The organism is Agrobacterium sp. V1, from assembly GCF_030518355.1.
GTDB lineage: Bacteria > Pseudomonadota > Alphaproteobacteria > Rhizobiales > Rhizobiaceae > Agrobacterium > Agrobacterium cucumeris.
Map to the genome: position 1 here is coordinate 901706 of NZ_JAULSF010000001.1, position 12053 is coordinate 913758.

13 protein-coding genes are annotated in these 12053 nt (G+C 57.2%); 6 read left to right on the top strand and 7 right to left on the bottom strand.

Annotated features, from left to right (window positions below; genetic code table 11):
* Positions 1-90: 90 nt before the first annotated feature.
* The 3 genes from rpsI to QSV77_RS04450 form a co-directional block, all read right to left on the bottom strand.
* Positions 91-558 (bottom strand): 30S ribosomal protein S9, encoded by a 468-nt coding sequence (rpsI, locus tag QSV77_RS04440; RefSeq protein WP_080852221.1) that lies wholly within the window; start codon positions 556-558, stop codon positions 91-93.
* A gap of 2 nt (positions 559-560) precedes the next feature.
* Positions 561-1025, bottom strand: a complete 465-nt coding sequence (gene rplM / locus QSV77_RS04445) for a 50S ribosomal protein L13 (RefSeq protein ID WP_035242586.1) — start codon at positions 1023-1025, stop codon at positions 561-563.
* A 253-nt stretch (positions 1026-1278) separates the two neighbouring features.
* Positions 1279-2115, bottom strand: a complete 837-nt coding sequence (locus tag QSV77_RS04450; RefSeq protein WP_302732647.1) for an EamA family transporter — start codon at positions 2113-2115, stop codon at positions 1279-1281.
* 927 nt (positions 2116-3042) lie between these two features.
* On the opposite strand from QSV77_RS04450, the gene QSV77_RS04455 reads away from it, so the two are divergent.
* The 3 genes from QSV77_RS04455 to QSV77_RS04465 all read left to right on the top strand — a co-directional run bounded on the left by QSV77_RS04455 (position 3043) and on the right by QSV77_RS04465 (position 5192).
* On the top strand, positions 3043-3477 hold the full coding sequence (locus QSV77_RS04455) for a CoA-binding protein (protein ID WP_302732649.1): 435 nt from the start codon (positions 3043-3045) through the stop codon (positions 3475-3477).
* Positions 3478-3551: 74 nt separating this feature from the next.
* A complete protein-coding gene (locus QSV77_RS04460) occupies positions 3552-4835 on the top strand; it encodes an O-acetylhomoserine aminocarboxypropyltransferase (RefSeq protein ID WP_269698088.1) in 1284 nt (427 codons plus the stop codon).
* A 15-nt stretch (positions 4836-4850) separates the two neighbouring features.
* Complete coding sequence (locus QSV77_RS04465; RefSeq protein ID WP_142839600.1) at positions 4851-5192, top strand: cupin domain-containing protein; 342 nt, start codon at positions 4851-4853, stop codon at positions 5190-5192.
* A 7-nt stretch (positions 5193-5199) separates the two neighbouring features.
* Here QSV77_RS04465 and QSV77_RS04470 read toward each other — a convergent pair whose 3' ends face one another.
* The 4 genes from QSV77_RS04470 to QSV77_RS04485 all read right to left on the bottom strand — a co-directional run bounded on the left by QSV77_RS04470 (position 5200) and on the right by QSV77_RS04485 (position 8484).
* Positions 5200-5586, bottom strand: coding sequence for a type II toxin-antitoxin system VapC family toxin (locus QSV77_RS04470; RefSeq protein WP_302732650.1), 387 nt, complete (start codon positions 5584-5586; stop codon positions 5200-5202).
* Complete coding sequence (locus QSV77_RS04475) at positions 5583-5834, bottom strand: hypothetical protein (RefSeq protein ID WP_302732651.1); 252 nt, start codon at positions 5832-5834, stop codon at positions 5583-5585. Before QSV77_RS04475 ends, QSV77_RS04470 begins: the two co-directional genes overlap by 4 nt.
* Positions 5835-5899: 65 nt before the next feature.
* Positions 5900-7147 carry a cytochrome P450 gene (locus QSV77_RS04480; protein ID WP_302732652.1) on the bottom strand — a complete coding sequence of 416 codons (1248 nt, stop codon included), beginning with the start codon at positions 7145-7147 and terminating at the stop codon, positions 5900-5902.
* A gap of 89 nt (positions 7148-7236) precedes the next feature.
* Positions 7237-8484 (bottom strand): diguanylate cyclase, encoded by a 1248-nt coding sequence (locus QSV77_RS04485; RefSeq protein WP_302732653.1) that lies wholly within the window; start codon positions 8482-8484, stop codon positions 7237-7239.
* A 454-nt stretch (positions 8485-8938) separates the two neighbouring features.
* Between QSV77_RS04485 and clpP the strand changes: the two genes are divergently transcribed.
* The 3 genes from clpP to QSV77_RS04500 all read left to right on the top strand — a co-directional run bounded on the left by clpP (position 8939) and on the right by QSV77_RS04500 (position 11707).
* Positions 8939-9571, top strand: a complete 633-nt coding sequence (gene clpP / locus QSV77_RS04490) for an ATP-dependent Clp endopeptidase proteolytic subunit ClpP (RefSeq protein WP_046800320.1) — start codon at positions 8939-8941, stop codon at positions 9569-9571.
* A 292-nt stretch (positions 9572-9863) separates the two neighbouring features.
* Entirely contained in the window at positions 9864-11141 is a 1278-nt protein-coding gene (clpX, locus tag QSV77_RS04495; protein ID WP_003521528.1) for an ATP-dependent Clp protease ATP-binding subunit ClpX, read from the top strand.
* 197 nt (positions 11142-11338) lie between these two features.
* A complete protein-coding gene (locus tag QSV77_RS04500) occupies positions 11339-11707 on the top strand; it encodes a VOC family protein (protein ID WP_142855636.1) in 369 nt (122 codons plus the stop codon).
* The last annotated feature ends 346 nt before the right edge of the window (positions 11708-12053 follow it).

Below are 12053 nucleotides of genomic sequence, written 5' to 3' on the forward strand. Positions count from 1 at the left end.
AATTCAAGATGCGGCCGGTCACCAAAATAAAAAAAGGCGGAACCGAAGTCCCGCCTTTCGAAGTTCTGAACGAACCGTTCGTAGAAGCGATTAGCGCTTGGAGAACTGGAACGAACGGCGGGCCTTGGCCTTACCGTACTTCTTACGCTCGACGACGCGGCTGTCGCGGGTCAGGAAACCACCCTTCTTCAGAACGGAGCGCAGGCCCGGTTCGAAGTAGGTGAGGGCCTTGGACAGACCGTGACGAACGGCACCGGCCTGACCGGACAGACCACCACCGGCAACGGTGGCGATGATGTCGAACTGGCCTGCGCGGGCAGCGGCAACGATCGGCTGCTGAAGGATCATCTGCAGAACCGGACGTGCGAAATACGTGGTGAAATCGCGGCCGTTGATGATGATCTTGCCAGAACCGGCCTTCACCCATACGCGGGCTACGGCGTTCTTGCGCTTGCCGGTCGCGTAGGAGCGGCCGAGGGTGTCAACCTTGCGGACGTGCACGGGAGCCGAAGCTTCCGATGCCGGGGCGAGGTCTTTCAGAGAGGAAAGATCGGCCATTATCAGGCGCTCCTTACGTTCTTCTTGTTAAGCGCGGCCACGTCGAGAACGGTGGGCTGCTGTGCTTCGTGCGGATGGTTCGAGCCGGCGTAAACGCGCAGGTTCTTCATCTGGCGACGGCCGAGCGGGCCGCGCGGGATCATGCGCTCGATGGCCTTTTCAACGACGCGCTCCGGGAAGCGGCCTTCGATGATCTGGCGAGCGGTGCGCTCCTTGATGCCACCCGGGTGACCGGTGTGCCAGTAGTACTTCTTGTCGGAGTACTTGTTGCCGGTGAAGGCAATCTTTTCCGCGTTGATAACGATGACATTGTCGCCATCATCGACGTGGGGGGTGTAGGTGGCCTTGTGCTTGCCGCGCAGGCGGGTTGCAACGATGGTGGCGAGGCGACCAACAACGAGGCCTTCGGCGTCGATGATGACCCACTTCTTCTCCACCTCAGCAGGCTTCTGAACGAAAGTAGACATGAATTTCACTTTCTAATGTGGACCCGTCATCCTCTTGATTGAATAAGAGCATACGGGCGTTTCTTGTTGCTTGGTTTGGTTGCCCTGAGGCTAACCGCAAATGACCTATTCCGGCTGGAATCCGATCTGGCGCGCTTATACGGTGCGCCGGGGAATGCGTCAATATGGCGTTTTTTGAAGGCCTTAAAAATAACCAAGCAAAAACAAGAGTTTATTGGTGTGGTAATATTTTACCCCATAAAATCGGCCTGTTTTAGCCCAGTCTCATGACCAGAACGCCTGCTGCTATGATGCCGCCGGCGAGATAACGCCAGATGCTGGCGCGTTCTTTCAGGATCACGACGGAGATGACAAGCGCAAACAGGATTGAGGTTTCCCGAAGTGCGGCGACGACCGCGACGGGGGCCTTGGTCATGGCATAGAGCGCCAGTCCGTAAGAGAGGATGGAGCCTCCGCCGCCGATCAGGCCGCGCCACCAGTTGCGCCGCACATGCGCTGCAACGGCGCTCACGCCGCGTTGGTAAAAGGCGAAACCGAAAAGCAGCACGGGCGGCAGCAGCGACATCCACAGCGTATAGGAAATCGCATTGCCCGAAAGCCTTGCGCCGACACCGTCGACGAAGGTGTAGGAGGCGATGACGAAGGCATTGATGAGCGCAAGGATGATCGCTTTTCCGCCGCCGCGCCGCGCCTCGAAGGCGAGCGTCAGGATGCCGCCGGAAATGATGGCTATGCCGGCAAGCGCCAGCGGACTCAGGACCTCGCTCAGGAAAAGGCTGCTCGTCGCCGCGACGATCAGGGGCGCTACACCGCGCATGACGGGATAAACGAGGCCGATATCGCCGATCGCATAGGCGGCAGCAACAAGGCGAAAATAGGCAAATTGCAGAAACGCCGAGGCGATCAGAAAAGGAATGGCCACCGGCGCCGGAAAAGGCAGAAAGGGCAGGAACGGCAAGGAGCAGGCCGCAGCCCCGGCGGCAATCAGCGAGGCGTCAAGTGACTTGTCGGATCCCGATTTGACCAGTGCATTCCATCCGGCATGCAGGATTTCACCCAGAAGAACCAGAAGAAGAATGTCGATTGTCACAATAGAGACTCGCTCGCGGGCTACTTTGCCAAACCTATAGCATGGGGTTTGACGACCGAAATCCATTTTCGATGGAGGCCGTGAGGTGCCATGGGCGCTTTGTGATCATTTAAAAACGAGTGCGGGTCTCGTCTGATCGTCCGTGCGAATATTCGATCCTCTCGCCGATTATGACATGCGTCAAATTTCAGATTTGTGCATGTCACTATATCTCCTGCTCCGGGGGCAATGCCGCTTTGCCCATGATTTCATCCGAGGAACTGGCATGCTGGCTCCAGATGCAAGGCTCGGATCACGCTGGCGCTTGCCTGTTTTTCTAAAAATCAGGGCTATTTAAGCGGATATTGGCGTTTAATTCGCATTTCTGGCAGCGCGGATAAGGGCATCAATCCCAATGCCAGTTTCTTTCATTGTTCTGAAAATGAATTTCATATCCATGTAAAATCACAAGCTGAAACGTTGTAGTTTTGCAGATAGATTGATTTACAGAATAACTTTCTGAAAATTAGTCAAGTCTAATTCATCGGTGAACGGAATGAAAACAAACAGGAGACGAATGGCGCATAAAATGCACGCTAATGTTGTTTGAGCCAGTGTTCCCCCGCATATGGGTTATTTTGGAAACTGGATGAAAATACTCAATACCAGCTTATGCGGGGTAGTTTCGTGAAATCATTTTGCGTGAATGAAATTGCCCCATATCGAGGCAAGAAAGGGCCGACTTCACGGGTTTTAGACCGGGCAGGGGTTCAAGAATGCGATGATGCGTCCTAAATGGCATTAAAAGCAGAGAACAAAAGCAATCGCCGGTGGCGTGCAAATGTAGCTGCGGATTTATGCAGGAAACGCGATACTCGCGCTGATTTCTCACAAGGGTGCCTGCCAGCATCGCTCAAACTGCGAGATGCGCCAAAGGGACAAGTTGACATGCAGCATGATACTTATGAACCGGACTATCTCCGAAAAATCCTGACCGATGTCAGGACCATCGCCCTGCTTGGCGCCTCACCCAATCCGGACCGGCCGAGCCATGGCGTCATGCGTTTTTTATTGTCGAAGGGTTACCGGGTGTTTCCGGTTAATCCCGGCCAGGCGGGCAAGGAGATACTGGGGCAGAAAGTTTATGCCCGGCTTGCCGATATTCCCGAACCCGTGGACATGGTTGATGTCTTCAGGGCGCCCGAATATCTCTCAGCGATCGTCGAGGAGGCGATATTGCTGCCGCAGCGCCCGAAAGTGATCTGGGGCCAGTTATCCGTGCGCGATGACAAGGCCGCCGCCAAGGCCGAAGCCTATGGCATGAACGTGGTGATGGACCGTTGCCCCGCAATTGAGTATCCGCGTCTCAATATTGTGCGATAGTTGGTACAGATCGGACTTATCATTTCGCCGCAAGGCATTATGATCCCTCCAAAATTGTATGTGGAGGAAATATCATGTCGAGCAGCAATCCCGGTTTTTCAACATTGGCCGTCCACGCGGGCGCACAGCCAGATCCAACCACCGGCGCACGCGCGACGCCCATCTATCAGACGACCGCTTACGCTTTCCGTGATGCCGATCATGCCGCCGCGCTGTTCGGTCTGAAGGAATTCGGCAATATCTATACCCGCATCATGAACCCCACCCAGGCGGTTCTGGAGGAGCGTGTCGCAGCGCTTGAAGGTGGCACCGCGGCGCTCGCAGTCGCATCCGGTCACGCCGCGCAATTGCTGGTCTTCCACACGCTTTTGCAGCACGGCGACAATTTCGTTGCCGCCCGCCAGCTTTATGGCGGCTCCATCAACCAGTTCGGCCACGCCTTCAAGGGGTTCGACTGGCAGGTTCGCTGGGCCGATGCGACCGATCCGGCCAGTTTCGAGGCGCAGATCGATGACCGAACCCGCGCCATCTTCATCGAAAGCCTCGCCAATCCCGGCGGCACCTTCGTGGACATCGCTGCAATTGCCGATGTCGCCCACCGCCACGGCCTGCCGCTGATCGTCGACAACACCATGGCGAGCCCCTATCTGCTGCGACCGCTGGAACACGGCGCGGATATCGTGCTGCATTCACTGACGAAATTTCTCGGTGGCCACGGTAATTCCATGGGCGGCATCATCGTCGATGGCGGCACCTTCGACTGGTCGGCGACGGACAGATATCCGGCGCTGTCGCAACCCCGGCCGGAATATTCGGGCGTCGTGTTGCACCAGACCTTCGGCAATTTCGCCTTCGCAATCGCCTGCCGTGTCCTTGGCCTGCGCGATCTCGGCCCGGCCATCTCGCCCTTCAACGCCTTCCTCATCCTCACCGGCATCGAAACCCTGCCGCTGCGCGTTCAGCGCCATTCCGACAATGCGCTCGCCGTCGCCAAATGGCTGAAGGCGCATCCGAAAGTTGGCTGGGTGCATTATGCCGGGCTGGAGGACAGCGATAACTACGCCATTCAGCAGCAGTATTCGCCAAAGGGGGCAGGCTCCGTCTTCACCTTCGGCGTCAAGGGCGGTTATGCCGCCGGCAAGGCGCTGGTGGAAGGGCTGCAGCTTTTCTCCCATCTCGCCAATATCGGCGATACGCGCTCGCTCGTCATCCATCCGGCCTCCACCACCCATGCGCAGCTGACGCCGGAACAGCAGACCGCCGCCGGCGCCGGGCCGGATGTGGTGCGTCTGTCCATCGGTATCGAGGACGTCAAGGACATCATCGCCGATCTTGAACAATCGCTTGCGAAAATCTGAGGGGGGCGGCCCGCCATGACGAACTTGCTGACATTTGATGTTTCGGTCGAAGCGGAGCATGGCGCGCCTGCGCCGGAACGGTTGATTTCCGGCGATCCCAGATTCACCACGTGGAATCTGGAGGAAGCGCCGGGCGGCATCTATGCCGGCATCTGGCAATCCACACCGGGCAAATGGCGCGTGGTCTATGATGAATGGGAATATTTCAACATTCTCGAAGGCCACTCCATCCTGACGGAAGATGGCGGGGCGCCGCGCCACCTGAAGCGGGGCGACCGGCTCGTCCTGCAGCCCGGCTTCACGGGCACCTGGGAGGTCGTTGAAACGACAAGGAAGGATTACGTCATCCGGCTTTGACGGCAGGCTACCAGCGCGTCATTACGCCAAGCGATGGAATTTTCTCATCAATGGATATCAGCGCCATATTTTCGAGGATCGACTGAGCCGCAAGAATTCTATCGAATGGATCGCGGTGATCACCCGGTAGCATGGCGCTGCGAACCATATGCGCGCTGTTGATAGGAAGTTCCAGAAAACCTTCCTGCAAAATCACACCGGCAAAATCCGGCAACATGAGTGATGCACCAGGCAGGCGGCCTCTCGCAAATTTCGTGGAAATCTCCCAGGCCGAAGCCGCGCTCACATAAATATCATTGTTCAGGTCGCCAATGATGTCACGGGCGTCTGCGGAAAGTTGCTCATCATCGCTAAGCCACCAGAGCAAAGCGTGAGTATCCAGCAGATATTTCATTCGCCTGTGAACTCTTTGAGTTCATCATCCGTCAGCGGTTCGAAAAAGCTACCGTCAACGACAAGCGCTCCCTTGAAACGCCCGGGTACGCGCTTTGGCTTTTCCTTCGGAGCGGAACGCGATTTACTCTCGGAAAGGTCCACTGCGTCGAGTTGTCGTGCTATTTTTTCAAGCGTTGAATGCAGGTCGTCGAAATCTGCCGGGGCGGGCAGAACAGGTTCCGTTTTTTTCTTCGACTTGGTTGCCAAGGCATTTGCCTCATCACTGTTGGACGACAACACCATAGCGCATTGGTGATAATAAAAAAACTACGTCACCACGCCAGATCAAGCCGCTCCAGACCATGGAAATGATAGACGTCCTTGACCTTCGGCGGCTGGGCGATCCTGAGACCCGGCAGGCGCTTGAACAGTAGCGGCAGGGCAAGATTAAGCTCAAGCCTTGCCAGCGGCGCACCGATGCAGAAATGAATGCCGGCACCGAAGGAGACGTTGACGCCTTCGTTCCGGTCCGGCTTGAAGGCCAGCGGGTCGGAGAATTTTGCTGGGTCGAGGTTGGCCGCGGCCAGAATGAGGCTGACCTTGTCGCCGCGTTTGAACGTCACACCGCCAATCTCGACCGGCTCAAGCACCCAGCGCTGGAAAATATGGACTGGCGCGCAGATACGCAGCGTCTCTTCAATCGTGCGTTCCGTGGTCGTCTCGTCGCTGAACAGCGTATAAGGCGAGATGCCGCTTTCCAGAATGATGCGCACGGAATTGCCGATCTGGTGCACGGTCGCCTCGTGTCCGGCGTTCAGCAGCACGATGGTGGTGGAAATCAGCTCGTCATCGGTCAGGTACTGGCCCTTATGCTCCGTGTGGATCATGTGGCTCAAGAGATCGTCTTGCGGTTCCGCCCGCCGTTCCGCGATCACGCTGCGCACATAATCCGAAAACTCCCTGGCTGCCTTGTCGGCAAGAATCTCGTCCTCGGCAGTGCGTTTGAACATGTACATGCCGACATAGGCATGTGACCATTTCAGAAGCTGCGGCCCCATTTCTTCGGGAATGCCGATCATGCGGGCAATCATCGTCACCGGAATGATATCGGCATAGGTTGAGAGCAGTTCCGTCTTGCCATCGGCTTCGAAGGCGTCGATCAGGCGGTTGGCGAGTTCCTCGATTTCCGGCTTCATCTTGTCGACATGCCGCGAAACGAAGGCGCGGTTGATGAGCGTGCGCAGCCGCGTATGTTCCGGTGGCTCCAGTTCCAGCAACGAATGTTGCTCGGCGGCATCGAAGTGCTTCACATGTTCGAGTGGTTCGGCGAGACCGATTTCCTCACGGCTGGCCACATGCAGGATCTGTCTGCCGAAACGACGGTCACGTAAAAGCGCGCTGACATGGTCATATTCGGTGAAGAACCATTGCCGCTGCTCTTCCCAGTAAAAGGTGGGACATTGCGCGTGAAGCGCCGCATAGACCGGGTTCGGATCATTGTAGAAGGCCGGGTCGCGGGCATCAAGTGAAACGCGGCGCGTGGCGGGGTCGATGGTGAGGAAGGGAAATGTCGCTGTCATGCTCAAGGTTTAGTCCGCCTCTTGCGCTTTGGAAAGGGTGGGGAAAAACCGCTGCCTGTTTTTCCGCCTGTCATCGCCTGGGCATCATGTCACCGGCTGGCGATGGCCGATATGCGGTTCAGCGCCGCAACCTGCCGGTCGGCATTATTGTCCATCGGATTTTCGTCCCGGTCCGGGGAGGGGACGACGACATTGGCCGAATTGACGTGGATGACGGTCCTGTTGCGGCCGGCTTTTTTCGCTGCATAGAGCGCACGGTCGGCTTCCGTCATCATCACGCTCAGGTCGGCATCCTTGATCATGGCTTCCGATATGCCGACGCTGGTGGTGACTTCGATACCTTCGCCGCGTGAACTGATCTTGGAAAGACGCAGATTGCTGCGGATGGCTTCCGCCAGCGTCACCGTGCTGGACGGGCTTTCGACTTCGGCGACCAGCGCGAATTCTTCGCCGCCCATTCTGACGAACAGGCCGCGATCGCCAATGACGCGTTGCGCCATGTTGCAAAAGTGCACGAGCACCGCATCGCCGGACTGGTGGCCATATTTGTCGTTGATCTTCTTGAAATGGTCGATGTCGAACAGCACCAGCGCCACATAACGGCTGGAAGCCGGCGACCGCTTCTTGATGCGCTCGAACTCCTCGAGAAGACCGCGCCGGTTGAGGACGCCGGTGAGGTGGTCGGTCATCGCCAGCCGGTGCAGGCGGGCTTCCGAATCTTCCATGATGATCTTGGCACTGATCATGATGATGACGGTGAAGCCGAGAATGCCTGAAAAGGCGAGCGGCGACGTCAGCGCGACGGCACTGGGGGACGTGATATCACCGGGAATGATGACCGATGCGATGATGGCGCCGAAAAAGGCCTGCAAAATGAAAATAGCGGCAAGAACCTTGCGGCTGAGCGATGCCCGGCTCCTGTTTGCCAGAACGACGCCGGCCAGCATGAAATAAGCGACGGCGGCACAGGCATGGTAAAGCAGGATACGCGAAACCATGCTGTCCCGCACCGGCGGGATGAGCATGCCGGCCACCCACAAAAGCGCGGGAATGGCGATCCAGCCGGCAAGCTTGCGCTGTTCGAAGGAAAGGAGGCCGGCCAGCCAGAAACCGAAAGCTGAAAGCGCCAGCGTATTGCCGAGGTCAATCGACAGGTAGTTGGGAATGTCGCCGCGCATGGCGACAAGAATGGCGCCGATGCCGGTCGAAAGAAAACCGGCGGCGAAATAGAGATTGTGCTGGCGGGCAGGGCGGTGCAGCCACAGGGTTCCCAAAAGGACGGCAAGGGTGAACGTCTCCGACGCCCAAAGCAGCATGCCCGTTTTTGCATCCAGCATTGCAAAATCCTATCTGCGCTATCATGCCGTGAAAGCGGGATCTGCGGCACGATGTGCGCAATGCCCGCCGGAATTGTTGAGATGCCATTTCGCCCGAATGGGGCGCCCGCTTCCTGACGGAAACCGGAAATTCGCCGCGCAGTATCAGCAGTAAATCCCTAACGAGTTCTTGCCGGTGAGAAGTTATATCTGTGCATGGCCACGGGTTTTTGCATTTGCGGCTCACTTCGATGGAAAATAATGCCGGCAAGGGCACCCGGTTCCAGACGCGCCCGATGGTTTCAAGCCGTCGCCGTCAGAGGCTTCAAACGCCTGTAATCGCTGTTGAGCCGTTAAGGATATGCGGCTTCGTGTCTTGAAGTACGGGGCAGGGACACTCTATGTAGGGAGAATGAAGGTTAGAAGTGATTCCGGAGCGGCTTTCCGCGAAGGGCAGAGTTGACAAAGGACGGACATGAAAAATCCAGTTGATACCGCCATGGCTCTGGTGCCGATGGTCGTAGAGCAGACCAATCGCGGCGAACGCTCCTATGACATATTTTCCCGTCTTCTCAAGGAACGCATCATTTTCCTCACCGGTCCGGTGGAAGACCAGATGGCTTCGCTCGTCTGCGCGCAGCTGCTTTTCCTCGAGGCTGAAAACCCGAAGAAGGAAATCGCGCTTTACATCAATTCGCCAGGTGGCGTCGTAACCGCCGGCATGGCGATCTACGATACGATGCAGTTCATCCGCCCTGCGGTCTCGACGCTCTGCGTTGGCCAGGCCGCATCGATGGGTTCGCTGCTTCTGGCCGCCGGTGAGAAGGGAATGCGCTTTGCAACCCCGAACGCCCGCATCATGGTGCACCAGCCTTCCGGCGGTTTCCAGGGACAGGCATCGGATATCGAGCGTCACGCCCGTGACATCATCAAGATGAAGCGTCGCCTCAATGAAGTCTACGTGAAGCACACCGGCCGCACGCTCGAAGAGGTTGAAAAAACCCTTGATCGCGACCACTTCATGGATGCGGACGAAGCGCAGAATTGGGGTGTGATCGACAAGATCCTCACCTCGCGCCAGGAAATGGAAGGCGCCGCCGCGAATTGAGGCGCGCCGCTTTTTGACGTTTGTTTGATCCCGCAAAAGTAATTTCGGGGCTTTCAACCGCAACAGAAAGCGATATTAGTATATATTAAGGCTGTGTTGAATTTTTATGACGTGGCCTTTGGTTTGATGGGGAATTCGTTGCAGCCGGTTGTCAGCTCCTGTATCTGACACGGCTAGTACCCCGGGAAACGAGGCGGATACGGCAATGCACCCCAAGGCGAGCCGTATCTGCGGGCGGTAAGTTGACCGCGATCCGTTTGGCGGACCTGCGGCGTGCTGGAAGGAAAGAGATATGAGCAAAGTCAGCGGCAGCAACGGCGGCGACTCTAAAAATACACTCTATTGTTCATTCTGCGGCAAGAGCCAGCACGAAGTCCGGAAACTCATTGCCGGGCCGACAGTATTCATCTGCGATGAATGCGTCGAATTGTGCATGGACATCATCCGCGAGGAGAACAAGACGTCTATGGTGAAGTCTCGCGAGGGTGTTCCCACCCCGCAGGATATCATCAAGATTCTCGACGAATATGTCATCGGTCAGAAGCAGGCGAAGAAAATCCTGTCTGTGGCCGTTCACAACCATTACAAGCGCCTCGCGCACGCTTCCAAGAACGGCGATGTCGAGCTGGCGAAGTCGAACATCATGCTCGTCGGTCCGACGGGTTGCGGCAAGACCTATCTTGCCCAGACGCTCGCTCGCATCATCGACGTTCCCTTCACCATGGCGGACGCAACGACGCTGACCGAAGCCGGTTATGTCGGTGAGGACGTGGAAAACATCATCCTGAAGCTGTTGCAGGCTGCGGATTACAATGTCGAGCGCGCCCAGCGCGGCATCGTCTATATCGACGAAGTCGACAAGATTTCCCGCAAGTCGGACAACCCGTCCATCACGCGCGACGTGTCGGGCGAGGGCGTCCAGCAGGCGCTTCTGAAGATCATGGAAGGCACGGTCGCTTCCGTTCCGCCGCAGGGTGGCCGCAAGCATCCGCAGCAGGAATTCCTGCAGGTGGATACGACCAACATCCTGTTCATCTGCGGCGGCGCGTTTGCTGGCCTCGACAAGATCATCTCGGCCCGTGGTGAGAAGACCTCGATCGGCTTCGGTGCGACCGTCAAGGCGGAAGACGATCGCCGTGTGGGCGAGGTGCTGCGCGAGCTGGAGCCGGAAGATCTGGTGAAGTTCGGTCTCATCCCGGAATTCATCGGCCGTCTGCCCGTTCTGGCAACGCTGGAAGACCTTGATGAAGATGCGCTGATCCAGATCCTGTCCGAGCCGAAGAACGCGCTCGTCAAGCAGTATCAGCGCCTGTTCGAGATGGAAGATGTGGAACTGACCTTCCACGAGGACGCCCTGCGCGAGATTGCCCGCAAGGCGATCACCCGCAAGACCGGTGCCCGCGGCCTGCGTTCGATCATGGAAAAGATCCTGCTGGATACCATGTTCGAACTGCCGACGCTGGAAGGCGTTCGCGAAGTGGTGATCTCCAACGACGTCGTCAGCGGTGTCGCCCGTCCGCTCTACATCTACGCGGATCGCCAGGAAGAAAAGACCAACGTTTCGGCCTGATCGGTTCCAGAAGAATAAAGCCCCTCGCAGCAACGGCTGCGGGGGGCTTTTCTTTGTGCGATGCCTGCCCGGCATTCGAAGCATTTGCGGGGATAGCGTAAGCGCCTTGTACCTGAATAATAAGTAGAAACTTGGAGGCGGCGCGTCTTCGCTTTTCGTGGAGAAGCGGATATGCCCCTGAAATATCGGGTATCCTGATGAATCCTGTAACCGCAATCCTCATTCACGTGTCCGATCCCGCCGAAGGGTTGCTTTGGTATGGGAAAGCGTTTCCGGAGGCGGTTGCATCGGTCAGCCTTCCCTCCGGCTTCGAGTATCTGCGGATCGGCGATATCCAGCTGGAAATCGTTCCCGCTGATGAGAAGGTTTCAAGCGGGGCGGCAGGGTCTGTCGTCTATTGGTGGACGGATGATTTCGGCCGGTCACTCGCGCATCTGCGGGACGCGGGCGCTGTTCTTTATCGCGGCCCGATGAAAATCGATCAGGAACTCTGGATGTGCCAGTTCCGTGACCCCTGGGGCAACTGTATCGGCGTTCGCGGCCCCATGGCCGCGGATATGCCGTAACGCTCTTCGCCGCTTGAGGCGTCCCTGCCTTGCATCCCGACAATCAGGTGGAGGAAAGCTTCGTCTGCCATTTTGCGTTTGGAGCGGATTGCGCTTTGCTGATAAAGTCTTACAACTGATTTGCAGCGCGATGTGACGGAAATGTGAATTGCCGTCGGCGACCCGGTTCCTGATCCCTTGGGATAACCGGAAATGTCGGGAGTAATAGCCGGCGCTGGGTTTTGTTGAATTTCACGGTTCTGCCGGTGCGCGGGGCCGTCTCTTCCGGCGACTTGAAATCGGTGTTTCGAAACTCCACTTTCAGTCTCGAGAAATGAATATGCCGGACGCCCCCAAGACGTTCGGC

What these genes read in the sequence shown, in the direction of transcription:
- rpsI (WP_080852221.1), bottom strand. Translation starts at nt 558, where the DNA reads ATGGCCGATCTTTCCTCTCTGAAAGACCTCGCCCCGGCATCGGAAGCT.
- rplM (WP_035242586.1), bottom strand. Translation starts at nt 1,025, where the DNA reads ATGTCTACTTTCGTTCAGAAGCCTGCTGAGGTGGAGAAGAAGTGGGTC.
- QSV77_RS04455 (WP_302732649.1), top strand. Translation starts at nt 3,043, where the DNA reads ATGCAGCATGATACTTATGAACCGGACTATCTCCGAAAAATCCTGACC.
- QSV77_RS04460 (WP_269698088.1), top strand. Translation starts at nt 3,552, where the DNA reads ATGTCGAGCAGCAATCCCGGTTTTTCAACATTGGCCGTCCACGCGGGC.
- QSV77_RS04465 (WP_142839600.1), top strand. Translation starts at nt 4,851, where the DNA reads ATGACGAACTTGCTGACATTTGATGTTTCGGTCGAAGCGGAGCATGGC.
- QSV77_RS04470 (WP_302732650.1), bottom strand. Translation starts at nt 5,586, where the DNA reads ATGAAATATCTGCTGGATACTCACGCTTTGCTCTGGTGGCTTAGCGAT.
- QSV77_RS04480 (WP_302732652.1), bottom strand. Translation starts at nt 7,147, where the DNA reads ATGACAGCGACATTTCCCTTCCTCACCATCGACCCCGCCACGCGCCGC.
- QSV77_RS04485 (WP_302732653.1), bottom strand. Translation starts at nt 8,484, where the DNA reads ATGCTGGATGCAAAAACGGGCATGCTGCTTTGGGCGTCGGAGACGTTC.
- clpP (WP_046800320.1), top strand. Translation starts at nt 8,939, where the DNA reads ATGAAAAATCCAGTTGATACCGCCATGGCTCTGGTGCCGATGGTCGTA.
- clpX (WP_003521528.1), top strand. Translation starts at nt 9,864, where the DNA reads ATGAGCAAAGTCAGCGGCAGCAACGGCGGCGACTCTAAAAATACACTC.
- QSV77_RS04500 (WP_142855636.1), top strand. Translation starts at nt 11,339, where the DNA reads ATGAATCCTGTAACCGCAATCCTCATTCACGTGTCCGATCCCGCCGAA.